This is a genomic window from Pseudomonas cerasi, assembly GCF_027983475.1.
Taxonomy (GTDB): domain Bacteria; phylum Pseudomonadota; class Gammaproteobacteria; order Pseudomonadales; family Pseudomonadaceae; genus Aquipseudomonas; species Aquipseudomonas cerasi.
Genome location: NZ_JAQJVM010000002.1, coordinates 826,037 through 841,167 on the forward strand (window position 1 = coordinate 826,037; position 15,131 = coordinate 841,167).

Genomic DNA, 15,131 nt, shown 5'->3' on the forward strand with positions numbered 1-15,131 from the left:
CATCCCCGCTGCGCGCCATCCTCCCTCGAAAACCACCAGACAATTCCCTCCCACAATCCCATCCAGCGTCTAAGCTTGGGTCAGGTGCTTTGACAGGATGACCGGACAATCGACTATGGGCGCATTTCGGCATTCCGATAGCAAGCAAGAGACGCTATCCGCTGATCGTGAGGATGATCCTCGTACGCCCAAATATCCGCGTCGCAAGCGATACGGATGGCGGGTGTTCTGGGTCGTGGTGGTGTTGGCCGGGGTTGCATTGGGCGTTGCGGTGGCCGTGGAGAGCAGAACCTCCAGGCTTCAGGCGCGCGAATTCAGCCGCTTTGCCGCGAGCCTGGGTTACTCGATGCAGCCCGGACCTAGTCATGACGTGGTGTATCCCGGTGACGGGCCGTTCGACCGGCGCCTGGGCTATTCATCCATGGATGAATTCCTGTCGCGCCTGCTCAAACGCGACTACGTGATCACGCGCCAGACCCGCTTTTCCCCGGAACTGTTGCGTTACGTCCGGCATGGATTTTTCGTGCCTTACGAGGAAAAGACCCAGGCCGGGCTGTCGATCACCGATTGCCGAAACGAGCCGCTGTACGAATTCAGATACCCACAGCAGTTTTACCCGACCTTTGCCGCCATTCCGTCATTGCTGGTGAACAGCCTGCTGTTCATCGAAAACCGCGACCTGCTCGATCCGCAGCAGCCCATGGCCAACCCTGCGGTGGACTGGCCACGTTTTGTCAAAGCCGCCTGGTCGCAACTGGCGAAGATGTTTGCCCTCCCCGGCCAGTCGGCTGGGGGCAGCACGCTGGCCACTCAGCTGGAAAAATACCGTCACTCCCCAGACGGGCTGACGCTGTCGGGTTCTGAAAAGCTGCGGCAGATGATTTCCGCCAGCGTTCGCGCCTATCAGCCGGGGACCGAGACACTCGCCGTGCGCCAGCGGGTGGTGCGTGACTACCTGAACAGCGTGCCGCTGTCTGCGGTGCCAGGGCATGGCGAAGTGCATGGTCTGGCTGAAGGACTGCGGGTGTGGTTCGGCGCAGACTTCGGCAAAACCAACGAGATACTGGCTTCTAATCCCGGCGATAAACAGGCACTGGCCGACAAGGCGCTGGCGCTGCGTGAAGTGCTCTCACTGGTGATCGCCCAGCGTCGTCCGTCGCACTATCTGGCCAAGGGCCGCCAGGAATTGGCAGAACTGACCGACAGCCACATTCGGTTGCTGGCCCAGGCCAACATCATCGACCGACCGCTGGCCGATGCCGCGCTGGCAGCCCAGGTCACCTACCGCGACTGGGCGCAGCAACCGACCCTGCAACCCATCGAAACCAACAAGGGCATCAGTGTTGCGCGCACTCGCCTGTCGAATCTGCTCAATCGCCCGCTCTACGATCTGGACCGTCTTGACCTGTCCGCCACCAGCACCCTGCATGGCGAATTGCAGCGCAGCGTCAGCCAGTACCTGCGCGACCTGGCCAACCCTGAATTTGCCGCAAGGATCGGGTTGATGGGCGAGCGCCTGTTGACCCCGGCCAGCACAACACAGGTGCGCTACAGCTTCACGCTGTTTGAACGCGGAGTGGACGGCTCGCGGGTCAGGGTCCAGACCGACAGCACCGATCAGCCTTTCGATATCAACGAAGGTAGCAAGCTGGAGCTGGGCTCGACGGCGAAGATGCGCGTGCTGACGACGTATCTGGAGATCATCGCCGAACTGCATGGGCGCTATGCGAGCTTGAACCCTGCGCAATTGCGCAAAGTCACTGTCGAGGAACCGGATCGGCTGACCCGCTGGGCGGTGGATTATCTGCTGCTGAACAAGGACCATGACCTGGCAAAGATGCTGTCGGCTGCACTCGACCGCACCTATTCGGCAAGCCCCGCAGAAGCGTTCTTCACCGGTGGCGGCATGCACCGTTTCAATAATTTCCGGCGCGAAGACAACGAGCGGATTCCAACCCTGCGCGAGTCGCTGCGTGAGTCGATCAACCTGCCGTTCATCCGCCTGATGCGCGATGTCGTTCGCTACAGCACCTATCAGGCGCCCAACAACAGCGCCGAGCTGCTCAAGGATGATGACAACCCGCGCCGCCAGGAATACCTGGCGCAGTTTGCCGACCGCGAAGGCACGGTATTCCTGCTGCGCTTCTGGAAACGCTACAAGGAAAAGACCACGCAGGAGCGACTCGACACCTTCCTCGACGGCATTCACCCGACGGCGATTCGTCTGGCTGCGGTGCACCGTTATCTGCTGCCGGGCGCTGATCAGGGCACATTCAACGCGTTCATCCGCGCCCACCTGGACGAGCCCAGGGCGAGCTCGAAACTCACCGACAAACGTCTTGCCGAGCTGTACAAGAGTTACGGCCCGGGCACTTATGATCTGCCCGATCAAGGCTACATCGCCCGCGTCCATCCGCTGGAACTGTGGCTGGTAGGCTACCTGCTCAAACACCCGGACGCGCAGTTCAAGGACGCAGTGGCCGCCAGTCGTTTCGAGCGTCAGGAAGTCTATGGCTGGCTGTTCAAGAGTCGCCACAAAGGCGCTCGCGACAGCCGTGTGCGGACCATGATGGAGGTCGAAGCGTTTCTGGACATCGAGCAACGCTGGCAGCGCGTGGGTTATCCGTTCGACCATCTGGTGCCTTCGCTGGCGACGGCTATCGGCAGTTCGGGAGACCGTCCGGCGGCGCTTGCCGAGCTGATCGGCATCATCCAGAACGATGGTATCCGCCTGCCTGCGGTGCGCATCGACAGTCTGCACTTTGCTGCCGATACGCCTTACGACACCCAACTGAGCATCAACCCGGAACTGGGCAAGCGTGTGTTGCCATCGGAGGTCGCAGCGGCAATGCGCGAGGCCTTGTCGCAAGTGGTGGATGGCGGCACGGCCAAACGCGTGCAAGGCACGTTCAAGATGCAGGACGGCAGTGTGCTGGCGATGGGTGGCAAGACCGGCACCGGCGACAACAGGATCGAAAGCGTCGGTGCGGGCGGGCGTATTCTCAGCTCAAGGGCAATCAACCGCACGGCGACTTTTGTGTTTTATATCGGCGACAACCACTTTGGCGCGCTGACGGCGTTTGTGCCGGGACGTGCTGCCGAGGGCTTTCGCTTCACCTCGGCGTTGCCGGTGCAGGTGCTCAAAGGCATGGCACCGATCCTGACGCCGTACCTGGAGAACCACGGACAGGCGATGTGCAACGCCCCGCTTGCCGATCCGCCCAAGGGTGTCTGACCGGCAATGACCGCTCGTCTGCCAGCTCTGTGATTACAAAAAGATATATCTTAAGGTATATCTAACTTGTAACCAGAGATCAAAAACATGCGTGAAGATAAACACCCTCCCCACCACCGTCCGCCGCATCTTCGTGAACCAGGTGAAGATCGCGACGGCTTTGAAAAACGCCCGGGCCGTGAACGCGGTGGACGTGGCCCTCGGGTTTTCGCCCCTGGCGATCTGAAATTACTGCTGTTGGCGTTGATCGCCGAACAGCCCGCCCACGGCTATGACCTCATCCGCAAGATCGAAGGTCTGTTCGAGGGTGCGTACTGCCCCAGCCCCGGCGTTATCTACCCCACCCTGACGTTTCTTGAAGAAAGCGAAATGGTGGTCGGCGATGCCCAGGCCGGCAAGAAGCTCTACACCATCACCGATGCGGGTCGCCAATCCCTGGAAGATCAGGCCGTGGCGCTGGAAGGTGTGCGCATGCGCATCGATGTCAGCAAGCGCTCACTGCGCGGCCACGATCGTCCGCCGGAAATCCACGAAGCGGTGCACAACCTGCGCCACGCGCTGCAGATGCACCATGGCCGCTGGAGCCCGGAAGAGATTTTGCGCGTCAGCGAACTGCTCAACAGCACGGCCAAGGCTGTCGTCGATGGGCCTCAACCTGCCTCGGAGGAGTCGGCATGAATTCGCCCCAGTCAATCCATCGCGTCATGCATGAAATCAAGCGTCGCAAGCTGCAGGTGGTGCGGGTCACGGAACTGACACCCCTGATGCGCCGCATTACCTTGCAGGGGCCGGAGTTGGCGGGTTTCATCAGCCTGGGCACCGACGACCACGTCAAACTGTTCTTCCCGCAAACGGCAGAAGAGCAGGCCGCGCTGGAAAACCTGAACCCTGCCGGCGAAAAGGACACGCCGCGCCCGCCGATGCGCGATTACACACCGCGTCGCTACGACGAAGAAACCGGGGAACTGGATATCGATTTCGTTCTGCATGGCGAAGGCCCGGCGGCCACCTGGGCCGCGCAGGCAGCGCCCGGGCAATTTCTGCACATCGCCGGGCCAAAGGGGTCGATGGTGGTGCCGGACATGTTCGACAGCTACCTGCTGATCGGCGACGAAACAGCCATTCCGGCCATCGCCCGACGCCTCGAATCGCTGCCCGCCAATCGTGCTGCGCTGGTGGTGGTCGAAGTCGCCACCCCGCAGGAACAGCAGGTGTTCGACAGTGCCGCACAGGTCGACGTGATCTGGATCGTACGCGGCGAACAGAGTCTACTGGACGTCACGCGTCGTCTGGAGATGCCCGAGGGCAAGCTGTACGCCTGGGTCGCGACCGAATCCGCGCTGTCACGCAAGTTACGTCGTGTGCTGCTCGACGAGTTCGGCCTGGAAGAGGACTTCGTCAAGGCCGCCGGTTACTGGAAGCTGGACAGCACTGAAGAATGAGCAGGACCGGGCGACTCACCGGGTACGACGAGACGCCCGTTTATCAACTGCCAGCAGCACCAATGCGATCAGCACGAAACCGAGCAGCACGCCCAGCGCGTTGATGAATGCCGCCGGGAAACCGAGCGTGCCGACATCGATGAACGGGTACAGGTAATCACCGAACATGTGGCCACGCAGCAGGACATAGGCGAAGTAGACGATCGGATAGATCGCCCAGAGCACTACATGGCTCAGACGCAGCGTGCCCTTGGGCACGTACAGCCACCAATAGAGCACAAACGCCAGCGGCATTATGTCGTGCAGCAGTTCGTCGGCCACCCACTGCCAGCCTTCCGGGTGCCACAAGTGGCGCAGCAGAATGTTGTAGGCGATGCCCACCAGCGCAATACTCACCGCAATGCCACCACACACCACCGGATGCCGGAAAAACCGGTGGCCTGCCGACTGCCGTGTCGTCAGCGCACAACTCAGGGCGACCGCTACCAGCGTATTGGTCAGTACGGTGAAAAAACTTGAAAAGCGCACCAGCCCACCCAGCAGACTGGCGTGATCGGCATAACGGCCAATCAGGATCAGGTAAAGCTGAATCACCAATCCCGACCAGCCGAGACAAGCGGCCACAAGGGCGTAATAGCGCTGTCCCTGCGCAGGTTGTGGATGTTCACTGAGCATCAATCGGTATCCTTGCGTGCCGGCGTCCATGCCGGACTGTCTGGCGGGCCTGTTACCAGCCCTTGCTGCGATGCAATTTCACATACAGCGCTTCGACCTTTTCCCGCGCCCAGGGTGTCTTGCGCAGGAAGGTCAGGCTGGACTTGATGCTCGGATCGCTCTTGAAGCAGCGAATATCGATGCGTTCGGCGAGGCCGGACCATTCGTAATGTTCGACCAGCGCCCTGAGGATCTGCTCCAGCGTGACGCCGTGCAACGGGTCGGAATTGGGTGTTGTCATGATGAGCCTTGCAACGAAATAAGAAGAGACGAACCTGAACGGATCTCTGGAGTACGCAGGTGCTTCCCGAAAGTCTGCCATTGTAAGCGCCGCGCTTTCATAAAACACCGTCGACCTGCAGCACTGTTGCCGGCGTTGCAATGATCCATGTCAGGTTTTTCGCTTTTAGAAAAATCGTTAGCGCCCTATCATTGCCGGGTTAAGGATTGAAGATTCCCCCTTCTGCAGATGTTCCTTCGGACAAAAAGCCTATGCACGAATTCGGGCGGTAATGGTCTACGACTCAACGACCGCGCCAGCCGAACGTGCAGCCGCGCTCTGCCTGACGGTTTAATTCCACCGCCGGCGATTCGTCTCAACAAGCAGCTTCAAGGAATGGCGCCAGGGCAGGCGATGCTTAAAAACAAGATTTCAATTACTTACTTCTCGCGGAGATTCGCATTATGAGCACTGACGGTGCTTCAAATAGAAATCGCCTGTTGCCGACCCTGCTCGGGCTGGTGATCCTGTTGATGGGGCTGGCCTTGCTGGTCGGTGGTGCCCGACTGCTGCAACTGGATGGCTCGTTGTATTACCTGTTGGCCGGTATCGGCTTCGCCGTGACCGGCGTGTTGCTGATCACGGGTCGCGCGGCTGCGCTGGGCCTTTATGCACTGCTGCTGTTCGCGAGCACTGTATGGTCGTTGTGGGAAGTCGGCCTCGATTGGTGGCAACTGGTGCCACGCCTGGCGCTGTGGTTCGCACTGGGTATCGTATTGCTGCTGCCATGGTTCCGCAGACCGTTGCTGCGCAACGGTCCGGCACGCATGGGCACCGGTGCATTGAGCATCGCTGTGGTGCTGGCCGGCCTGACCGCGCTGGCGAGCCAGTTCACCAACCCGGGCCGTATCGAAGGCCAGCTGGACCGCGAGACGGCTGGCACGACCAACACCGCCCCAGCCATGCCTGACGGCGACTGGCAGTCCTACGGCCGCACCGCCTTCGGTGACCGTTACTCGCCGCTGGCGCAGATCACGCCGGAAAACGTCAACAAGCTGGAGCCGGCCTGGACCTATCGCACGGGTGACATTCCGGGGCCGAACGATCCGGGGGAAACGACTGCCGAGAACACCCCACTCAAGGTCAACGGCATGCTTTATGTGTGCACGCCGCACAGCCAGGTGATCGCGCTTGACCCGGATTCGGGCAAGGAAATCTGGCGCTTCGATCCGAAGCTCAGCACTCAGAACGCTGCCAACTTCAAGGGCTGGGCGCACATGACCTGCCGTGGCGTCACCTATCATGACGACGCTGCCTACGCCGCCAGCGCCCCGGCGCAAAGCCCGACGGTCCCGGCTGCTGACGGCACGGCCACTGCCAGTGCTGCCTGCCCGCGCAGAATCTTCCTGCCGACTGCCGACACCCGTCTGATCGCGCTGAACGCCGATACTGGCAAGATGTGTGAAGACTTCGGCAACAAGGGTTCGGTTGACCTGACCGCCAACATGGGCACCTTCGCTCCGGGCGGCTACTACTCCACGTCGCCACCCGCGGTCACCAAGGACCTGGTGATTATCGGTGGCCACGTCACTGACAACGTCTCCATGGACGAGCCGTCCGGCGTGATCCGCGCCTATGACGTGCACACCGGCCGTCTGGTGTGGAACTGGGACAGCGGCAATCCGGAAGAAACTGCACCGATTGCCGAAGGCAAGATCTACACCCGCAACTCGCCGAACATGTGGTCCATGTTCAGCGTCGATGAAAAGCTCGGCATGATCTACCTGCCGATGGGTAACCAGACCCCTGACCAGTGGGGCGGCGACCGTACGCCAGAGTCCGAGAAGTACAGCGCGGGCCTGGTTGCACTGGACATCGCGACCGGCCGCGTGCGCTGGGACTACCAGTTCACTCACCATGACCTGTGGGACATGGACGTGGGCGGTCAGCCGACGCTGCTGGACATGAAAACCGCTGACGGCGTCAAACCCGCAGTGCTGGCGTCGACCAAGCAGGGCAGCATCTACGTGCTGGATCGCAGCACCGGCAAACCGATCGTGCCGATCAATGAAGTGCCGGTCCCGCAAGGCGCTGTCGCGGGCGATCACACCTCGCCGACCCAGCCCAAGTCCGACCTGAACTTCATGCCGCCGCCGCTCAAGGAGCGCGACATGTGGGGCGTGACGCCGTTTGACCAGATGATGTGCCGGATCGACTTCAAGTCGCTGCGCTACGATGGTCCGTTCACGCCACCGTCTTTGCAGGGTTCGATCGTTTATCCGGGTAACTTCGGCGTGTTCGACTGGGGCGGTATTTCCGTCGACCCGGTACGTCAGATCGCCTTCGTCAATCCTAACTACATGGCTTTCCGTTCGAAGCTGGTACCGTCTGCCGAAGTTGAAGGCGGCCCGGGCCGCAAGAGCGAAACCGAAGGCGTACAGCCGAACAAGGGCGCGCCTTATGGTGTGATCCTGGAAGCACTGCTGTCGCCGATGGGCCTGCCTTGCCAGGCACCCGCGTGGGGTTATGTGGCGGCGGTCGACCTGACCAACCACAAGACCATCTGGATGCACAAGAACGGTACCGTGCGCGACAGCTCGCCGATCCCGCTCCCGCTGACCATGGGCGTTCCAAGCCTGGGTGGTACGTTCACCACCGCCAGCGGCCTGGCGTTCATGAGCGCTACGCTTGACCAGTACCTGCGTGCTTATGACGTGCGTAACGGCAAGCAGTTGTGGGAAGCCCGCCTGCCCGCAGGTGCGCAAACCACGCCGATGACCTACACCGGCAAGGACGGTCAGCAATACGTGCTGGTCGTTGCGGGCGGTCACGGCTCACTGGGCACCAAACAGGGTGACTACGTGATGGCGTTCAAACTGCCGAAGTGATGCGTTGCTGAGGTCAATGAACGGCGGCTACCGAGAGGTAGCCGCTTTTTTTTGTCGCCACTGAAGCCGGATCCCGGTTGATCCAGCTACCGGGCAGGGTTGCGGCAGACGACTATCGCTCCTCACGCTCCAGCGTGGGAATGCCGTTCTGGACGCTCTGCGTCCTCTCTCCAGTGCGACTGACTAGCGTGCCTTGGCGCTGCTTTTGTCACTGGCGCGCAGGATGTCGCTCCAGCGGCGGACCAGGTAGTTGTGCTCGTTCATGACCGAATTCCACACGGCAATATGGCCCATGCGTTCTTCGTAGGAGCCGCCGTCGCGGACTTCTCCGGCGTCGATGAGCGGCAAGCCGTCGCTGCCGAGCAGTTGTTCGCGCGCAGGCAGGCCGGCGTACCAGTAATCCCATTCGGCAGCGCTGAGGTGATCGCGGCTGCGTGCCGGATTGCCGATGTAGTAGCCCTGCCGCGCCATCACTGCGCCGGGCCAGCCCGACAACCACCAGTTGAGATACGCGTAGGCCGCATCCAGCACCGGCCCCTTGGCGTGGCGTGACAGGGAAAGCCCGCCAAACCAGCCGCGATAACCTTCTTTGGGCACCGCCACACGATACTTGACCCCCGCACGGTGCAGCCTGACCAGGGTCGGTGACCAGAGGCTCTGAATGTCGATGTTCGGGCTGAGCATCAGTTCGGCGGCTTCTTCGTCGCCTGACCAGAACGCACCAAAATGCCCTTGCTGCTGTTTGCGCACCAGCACATCAGCGAGCCGATCGATTTCTTCGATGCTCATGTTGCCGATGTCCTTGAAGCTCGCCAGCCCCGCCCCCTGCACCGCCAGCGCGGCATCCAATGCGCCGATGGCCGCGTCACTCTGCAAGGCGATGCGCCCGCCCCACACCGGGTCGAGCAGCCAGCCCCAGCTTTCGTCCGCAGAGGTCAAGCCCTCCGGCAAGCGCTCGGGGCGATAGGCGAAGCTGTCGGCGTTATGGGTCAGCGGCAACATGCTGATGCGCTCGGTCACCGCGCTGCCCAGACTGCCGTCGTGCTGCACGAACAAACGCTCGCTGGGCACACTGCCGCTGCCTGGCTGGTCGGTAGGCCGCAGACGGCCCTGCTTGGGCAAGTCGTTGATTTCGTGCCACAGCGCGATGCGCCGCGTGTCGATGGGTTGAATCGCCCGGGCTGGCCAGACGAAATCAACGTTATGAAACCACTGATCGTAGAGGTCGTAGCTGTCTGGCTGCATGACCGCGATACGTTGCGCGGTTTGCACGTCATGAATCTGGTAGATCAGTTTGATCCCCAGTTCCTGCTCGGCCCGCTCACGCAAAGACTCCAGCAGGGTCACGGAGGTGCCCAGCACGCGCAAGGTGATGGTCATGCTGCCGACTCGTTGAGCGGTGGCGCGAAACTGCCAGAGAAGACTTCGAACGAACGACGCAGCAGATCGGGATCGAGACCGCGCAGGATGAACACCAGCCGCGAGGTGCGATCCTCGCCCGGCCAGGCGGCAAGATGCACCGGCACATGCAGGCAATGCTGCACACCATGAATCACGATGGGAGCCTGATTGTCGTTCACGTTGAGCAGCCCTTTGACGCGGAGGATTCGTTCACCGTGGCATCTTAACAGCATCGACAGCCACACCCCGAAGCCGACCCAGTCCAGAGGGCGCTCGAACGTCAGGCAACAGACCTGCGCATCACCATGCCGCGCGGAAGTCGACAGCACCCGATGCAGTTGCCAGCGGGTCACTTCAGCGGCCGGTTCGTCGCTGCGCATGCCCTCGCCCAGCAGCAGCTGATCGCCGCTGTGGACGTCCGCCGTATCAAGCAGTGGCGCAGAAAAATTCAGCGCTTGCAGATGCTCGCGCAGGCCATCCAGTACAGACTCATCGACCAGATCGGTTTTGCTCAACAGCAGACGATCCGCCGCCGCGACCTGCGCCAGCCACTCCGGATGCAGACGCTCTTGCAGCGTCGCGTGACAAGCGTCCACCAGCGTGACAATCAGACCGATGTGAAAACGCCCGCGCAATTGCGGGTCGTTACTCAGCGTGGTGAGAATCGGGGCCGGATCGGCCAGGCCGGTGGTCTCCAGAATCACCCGGCGAAATGAAGGAATTTCACCTCGATTACGCCGCTCCAGCAGACCGAGCAGCGCGTCTTTCAATTCACCGCGGACGGTGCAGCAGACACAGCCGCTGGGCAGCAGCACGGTATCCGGTGCGACCTCTTCAACCAGCAGATGATCGATACCCACATCGCCGAACTCGTTGATCAGCAGCGCGGTGTCGCCCATGTTTTCATCGGCCAGCAGGCGTTTGAGCAACGTGGTCTTGCCGCTGCCGAGGAAGCCGGTAATCACGTTCAGGGCAATACTCATGATGACCTCTGCAGATGATCGAGCAGACGTGAATCAAGCGGGTCCAGCGGCCGGCCGATCAGCAACTCGGCTTTCTGCCAGAGCTGTTCCAGCCCGGTCGCCAGTTCCTGCTTGCCGGTGGCCCCGAGCAGGAGATAGGAAACGCCTTGAAAATCTTCAACTTTCAGGCGAAACGGCGCGACCACCTTGTTGATTGCAGCAATACGCCGCAAGCGCTCACGCCGCCGGGGCAGTTCTGCAGCCAGCGGATCGCTCCAGTGCACGTCTTCACCCAATAGCCCGCACAATCCACACATCAGGTGTTCTCCGGCTGTTTGCTCATGGCATGACGTCGCCGGAATTGGGGCCCAGGGTCTGACCGACGAACAGATTGCCACCTGGCTCGCTGGCCAGCAGCACCGCCACCGGGGCGACCTCCTCGGCCAGACCGAAGCGGCCCAGTGGCAACTCGGCGGCCTTGGCGGTTTTCCAGGCGCTACTGATCCCGGCGACCAGTGGGGTTTCGATAGGGCCGGGTGCAATGGCGTTGACCAGCACGTTGTCCTTGGCGACTTCCAGCGCCAGGGATTTGCTGAAACCGATCACCCCGGCCTTGGCGGCGGCGTAATGGGTCAGTTCGGCACCGCCCTTGATGCCCAGTTGCGAAGCAACATTGATGATGCGCCCCCAGCGCTGGGCAATCATGTGCGGCAATGCACGCTGACTGGCCACAAAGACGCTGGTCAGGTCGATGCGCAGCATGTCGTTCCACATATCGAGGGTCAGGTCGACGCAACGCGCCTGGGTCAGCATGCCCGCGTTGTTGACCAGAATGTCGATACCTCCGAACTGCTCGACACAGGCATCGACGCTGGCTTGCGCGCCGTCGGTGCTGCCGACATCGGCCACGCACTCCTGAACCTGAGCGCCCAACTGACGGCACTCTGCAGCGATCTTCGCCAGGCTGTGGGCGTCTCGATCGCCCAGCACCAGACGCGCGCCTTCAGCCGCATAGGCGCGAGCGATGGCTGCGCCGATGCCACTGCCTGCTCCGGTGATCACTGCCCGCTTTTGTTTGAGTTGCTGCATGGGTCGGGTTCCTCGGTTGGTTTGGGGATCACTGCGTATTGCTCGCGAACGCTCAGTCACTGACACGCCATTCCCAGCGTCTGTACTGAACGCTTCGCGAGCAGGCTCGCTGCCGATCCGAATCGCTCTACTCGGGCCAGCGCACGGTCAGGCCACCGTCGATCACGATGCTTTGCCCGGTCAGGTAACTGGCTTCATCGCTGCACAGAAAACGCACCAGCGCAGCGACTTCATCCGCTCTACCGACGCGGCCCAGCGGGATGGCTTTGGCCGCCTGCGCCAGACCTTCCGGCCCCAGCGAGTTCTTGCTGTCCAGCGATTGCGGCGTCTCGATCAAGCCGGGAATCACCGCGTTGCAACGGATGCCCTTCGGGGCGAGCTCCACCGCCAGTGACCGGCACAGCCCTGGCACGCCGGCCTTGGCCGCTGCGTAATGGGAATGGTCCTGCCAGCCATACACACCACCGGCAATCGAGGAAATCGCCACCAGCGCCCCGCCCTCACCCATGTGCCGGACGGCGGCGCGGAAGGTACGCATCACGCCGGTCAGGTCCACGTCGAGCATCTCGTTCCAGCGCTCGTCGGTCATTTCCAGCAACGGCGCGCGGCGCAACAGCCCGGCATTGGCGACCGCGTAGTCGATGCGGCCAAACGCCTTGACTGCCTGCGCGGCCAGATCATCGACCGATTCGGTGAAGGTCACATCCAGCGGCAGCATCAGGCATTCGCCGCCCGCCTCCGCCACCAGCCTGCGGGTTTCGTCCGGATCATGCGGGTCAGCCGGATAGAACCCGCCTGCCACCGCCACACCCTGGCGGGCAAACGCCACTGCCAGCGCCTGACCGATGCCGCTGGCGGCACCGGTTATCACAGCAACTTTACGCGTCATGTGCTGCTCCTCATTTCACCGTTTCAGGTCGCACGTGTTTAGCGGCGAACATCAGTGCACCCGACAGGAAGCAAGGCACTGCGCCGAAGTACAACGCCGAGGTCTGCCAGTCGCCGCCTGCGCTCAGTACCGATGTGGCGCCGAAGCCTGCGACCACAGCACCGAGCGGGCCCATGGCGTGGATGATTGCGCCACCCGTGGCACGAATGCTGGTCGGGAAGCTTTCGCTGATGAAGAACAAGGCCGCAGAGTACGGGCCGATCAGGAAGAACAGCCCCAGGCTGTACAAGCCGACCACCGTCACCATGTTGCTTGGCCCGTAAAGCATGCCGGCAAACGCCAGGCCGCCGAGCATCCAGCCAAGGCCGATGACATTGCGGCGACCGATCCGGTCACCCATCCAGCCGTGACACAGGTAGCCGCAATAGCCCACCAGGTTGGACAGCACCAGAATGATCAGCGAGTTCTCGAACGAGATATGGTGGACGCTGACGATCACCGTCGTACCCAGCACACTGAATACCTGAATGGCCGCCCAGTTGAGCAGGATCGCAGCACCGATCACCAGGGTCGCGCGGCGCGAAGAACCGCGAAAGGCCGCGCCGATACCGGCCTTGCTGTGCTCTTCGTAATCCACCCCGTAGGTCTGCGCCACGGCCTGCGCCTGACTGAGGTCGCCCTTCTTGCGCAATTGGGTGATGCGTTGATGGATCTGAAACTGCGGGCTTTCCTTGAGCTTGCGCGCCAGGATAGCGATGACGATGGCCGGAATAGCCGCAAACACGAAGCAACCCTGCCAGCCGATGACCGGCAACAGCACCGCCGTCAGACCAGCAGCGATCAGCGCACCGACCGGCCAGCCGCCCTGCACCAGGCTGTAGATGAAGCCACGGCGCTTGGTGAGTCGCGGGTCGTCGGATGCGGCGTAGATCTCGCTCAGATAGGTCGCGTTGACCGTTTCCTCTGCATAACCCAGACCGCCCAGCGAACGAATGAGGATCAGGGGCGACTTGCCCCATGCTCCGCCGATGGCCGTGAGCGCCGAGCAGATCGCCGAGCCACTCACGGTGAAAATGATACCCACGCGCCGTCCCAGGCGATCTACCAGCGGGCCGATGGCCAGAGCCACCACCGCGGTGCCGACCGCGACCCAGGTCGCGATTTCGGCCTGTTCGACCTCACTCCAGCTGAAATGCCGACCGATTTCCGGTAACAGCGTGCCAAACAGAATGAAGTCATATACCGCAAACACCCACGCGAAAAACGCAATCCATGTGGCGAACCGTACTTGCTCCGGAGTCAGTTGCTCAGGTTTCCAGCCGGTCAGGTCGAGCTTATTGTAAATGGACATGAGTGACGCCTCGGACAGGGCAATGAATCAGCGGGTACGGGGATTGCGACGCACGAAGTCGTCGGCAATCTCGTCGAAAGTGACGAACTTGACGCCAGCATGGCTCTGAATGTGCTCGATCAAGCGCTCCAGCATCAGCAGCACTTGCGGGCGACCAGACACGTCCGGGTGAATGGTCATGGTGAATACAGCATGTTCGTGTTCGCGATAGACCCAGTCGAACTGGTCGCGCCACATTTCTTCCAGGTGCCGAGGGTTGACGAAACCGTGGCTGTTCGGTGCCTTCTTGATGAACATCATTGGCGGCAGATCGTCCAGGTACCAGTTGGCCGGAATTTCCACCAGATCGGTTTCTTCGCCACGTACCAGCGGCTTCATCCAGGTATCCGGATGCTGGCTGTAATCGATTTTGGTCCACTTGTCGCCCACCCGAACGTAGTAAGGGTGGAAGTCGTTGTGCATCAGACTGTGGTCGTACTTGATGCCTTTCTTGAGCAGCAGCTCGTTGGTGACGTTGCTGAACTCCCACCATGGCGCGACATAGCCGGTCGGGCGTTTGCCGGTCATTTGCGTGATCAGTTCGATGGACTTGTCGAGGACGATCTCCTCTTGCTCCGGGGTCATCGCAATCGGGTTTTCATGGCTGTAACCATGCACACCGATTTCATGCCCGGCATCCGCCACGGCTTTCATCTGCTCGGGGAAGGTCTCCATGGAGTGCCCCGGAATGAACCAGGTGGTGCGCAGACCGTAACGCTCGAACAGCTTGAGCAGACGCGGAGCGCCGACTTCACCGGCGAACAGGCCGCGGGAAATGTCGTCCGGCGAATCCTCGCCGCCATAGGAGCCCAGCCAGCCAGCAACGGCATCCACATCCACACCAAACGCACACAGAATTTCTTTGGCCATCGTTGTTCTCCCACGGGTTAATCAGATCGGC

The 15,131-nt window shown here is 61.5% G+C and carries 13 protein-coding genes; 4 read left to right on the top strand and 9 right to left on the bottom strand.

Annotated features, from left to right (window positions below):
- Positions 1–115: 115 nt before the first annotated feature.
- The 3 genes from PI739_RS12815 to PI739_RS12825 all read left to right on the top strand — a co-directional run bounded on the left by PI739_RS12815 (position 116) and on the right by PI739_RS12825 (position 4,677).
- Positions 116–3,235 (top strand): biosynthetic peptidoglycan transglycosylase, encoded by a 3,120-nt coding sequence (locus tag PI739_RS12815; protein WP_054082109.1) that lies wholly within the window; start codon positions 116–118, stop codon positions 3,233–3,235.
- A gap of 87 nt (positions 3,236–3,322) precedes the next feature.
- Positions 3,323–3,913, top strand: a complete 591-nt coding sequence (locus PI739_RS12820; protein WP_003431287.1) for a PadR family transcriptional regulator — start codon at positions 3,323–3,325, stop codon at positions 3,911–3,913.
- Positions 3,910–4,677, top strand: coding sequence for a siderophore-interacting protein (locus PI739_RS12825; protein ID WP_054082108.1), 768 nt, complete (start codon positions 3,910–3,912; stop codon positions 4,675–4,677). The genes PI739_RS12820 and PI739_RS12825 overlap by 4 nt, the downstream gene beginning before the upstream one ends.
- Positions 4,678–4,692: 15 nt before the next feature.
- Here PI739_RS12825 and PI739_RS12830 read toward each other — a convergent pair whose 3' ends face one another.
- On the bottom strand, positions 4,693–5,352 hold the full coding sequence (locus PI739_RS12830) for a Pr6Pr family membrane protein (RefSeq protein WP_003363659.1): 660 nt from the start codon (positions 5,350–5,352) through the stop codon (positions 4,693–4,695).
- Positions 5,353–5,404: 52 nt separating this feature from the next.
- Positions 5,405–5,632, bottom strand: a complete 228-nt coding sequence (locus tag PI739_RS12835) for a VF530 family protein (RefSeq protein WP_003363662.1) — start codon at positions 5,630–5,632, stop codon at positions 5,405–5,407.
- A 443-nt stretch (positions 5,633–6,075) separates the two neighbouring features.
- On the opposite strand from PI739_RS12835, the gene PI739_RS12840 reads away from it, so the two are divergent.
- Positions 6,076–8,499 (top strand): glucose/quinate/shikimate family membrane-bound PQQ-dependent dehydrogenase, encoded by a 2,424-nt coding sequence (locus tag PI739_RS12840; protein WP_024662567.1) that lies wholly within the window; start codon positions 6,076–6,078, stop codon positions 8,497–8,499.
- Between the two features lie 183 nt (positions 8,500–8,682).
- Here the strand turns inward: PI739_RS12840 and PI739_RS12845 are convergent, their stop codons facing one another.
- The 7 genes from PI739_RS12845 to PI739_RS12875 all read right to left on the bottom strand — a co-directional run bounded on the left by PI739_RS12845 (position 8,683) and on the right by PI739_RS12875 (position 15,100).
- On the bottom strand, positions 8,683–9,879 hold the full coding sequence (locus PI739_RS12845) for an ABC transporter substrate-binding protein (protein ID WP_003363666.1): 1,197 nt from the start codon (positions 9,877–9,879) through the stop codon (positions 8,683–8,685).
- Positions 9,876–10,883, bottom strand: a complete 1,008-nt coding sequence (locus PI739_RS12850; RefSeq protein WP_054082107.1) for a CobW family GTP-binding protein — start codon at positions 10,881–10,883, stop codon at positions 9,876–9,878. The genes PI739_RS12845 and PI739_RS12850 overlap by 4 nt, the downstream gene beginning before the upstream one ends.
- Entirely contained in the window at positions 10,880–11,179 is a 300-nt protein-coding gene (locus PI739_RS12855) for a hypothetical protein (RefSeq protein WP_003431302.1), read from the bottom strand. Before PI739_RS12855 ends, PI739_RS12850 begins: the two co-directional genes overlap by 4 nt.
- Positions 11,180–11,201: 22 nt before the next feature.
- Entirely contained in the window at positions 11,202–11,951 is a 750-nt protein-coding gene (locus PI739_RS12860) for an SDR family NAD(P)-dependent oxidoreductase (RefSeq protein ID WP_003363672.1), read from the bottom strand.
- Between the two features lie 127 nt (positions 11,952–12,078).
- Positions 12,079–12,840 (bottom strand): SDR family NAD(P)-dependent oxidoreductase, encoded by a 762-nt coding sequence (locus tag PI739_RS12865; RefSeq protein WP_003412973.1) that lies wholly within the window; start codon positions 12,838–12,840, stop codon positions 12,079–12,081.
- Positions 12,841–12,850: 10 nt separating this feature from the next.
- Positions 12,851–14,191, bottom strand: a complete 1,341-nt coding sequence (locus PI739_RS12870) for an MFS transporter (RefSeq protein ID WP_003363677.1) — start codon at positions 14,189–14,191, stop codon at positions 12,851–12,853.
- A gap of 27 nt (positions 14,192–14,218) precedes the next feature.
- On the bottom strand, positions 14,219–15,100 hold the full coding sequence (locus tag PI739_RS12875; protein WP_004658231.1) for a polysaccharide deacetylase family protein: 882 nt from the start codon (positions 15,098–15,100) through the stop codon (positions 14,219–14,221).
- Between the last annotated feature and the right edge of the window lie 31 nt (positions 15,101–15,131).

Excerpts from the sequence above, each read along its gene's own strand:
- PI739_RS12875 (WP_004658231.1), bottom strand. The coding sequence starts at position 15,100 with ATGGCCAAAGAAATTCTGTGTGCGTTTGGTGTGGATGTGGATGCCGTT.
- PI739_RS12830 (WP_003363659.1), bottom strand. The coding sequence starts at position 5,352 with ATGCTCAGTGAACATCCACAACCTGCGCAGGGACAGCGCTATTACGCC.
- PI739_RS12870 (WP_003363677.1), bottom strand. The coding sequence starts at position 14,191 with ATGTCCATTTACAATAAGCTCGACCTGACCGGCTGGAAACCTGAGCAA.
- PI739_RS12815 (WP_054082109.1), top strand. The coding sequence starts at position 116 with ATGGGCGCATTTCGGCATTCCGATAGCAAGCAAGAGACGCTATCCGCT.
- PI739_RS12860 (WP_003363672.1), bottom strand. The coding sequence starts at position 11,951 with ATGCAGCAACTCAAACAAAAGCGGGCAGTGATCACCGGAGCAGGCAGT.
- PI739_RS12840 (WP_024662567.1), top strand. The coding sequence starts at position 6,076 with ATGAGCACTGACGGTGCTTCAAATAGAAATCGCCTGTTGCCGACCCTG.
- PI739_RS12835 (WP_003363662.1), bottom strand. The coding sequence starts at position 5,632 with ATGACAACACCCAATTCCGACCCGTTGCACGGCGTCACGCTGGAGCAG.
- PI739_RS12850 (WP_054082107.1), bottom strand. The coding sequence starts at position 10,883 with ATGAGTATTGCCCTGAACGTGATTACCGGCTTCCTCGGCAGCGGCAAG.
- PI739_RS12855 (WP_003431302.1), bottom strand. The coding sequence starts at position 11,179 with ATGTGTGGATTGTGCGGGCTATTGGGTGAAGACGTGCACTGGAGCGAT.
- PI739_RS12820 (WP_003431287.1), top strand. The coding sequence starts at position 3,323 with ATGCGTGAAGATAAACACCCTCCCCACCACCGTCCGCCGCATCTTCGT.
- PI739_RS12865 (WP_003412973.1), bottom strand. The coding sequence starts at position 12,840 with ATGACGCGTAAAGTTGCTGTGATAACCGGTGCCGCCAGCGGCATCGGT.
- PI739_RS12845 (WP_003363666.1), bottom strand. The coding sequence starts at position 9,879 with ATGACCATCACCTTGCGCGTGCTGGGCACCTCCGTGACCCTGCTGGAG.
- PI739_RS12825 (WP_054082108.1), top strand. The coding sequence starts at position 3,910 with ATGAATTCGCCCCAGTCAATCCATCGCGTCATGCATGAAATCAAGCGT.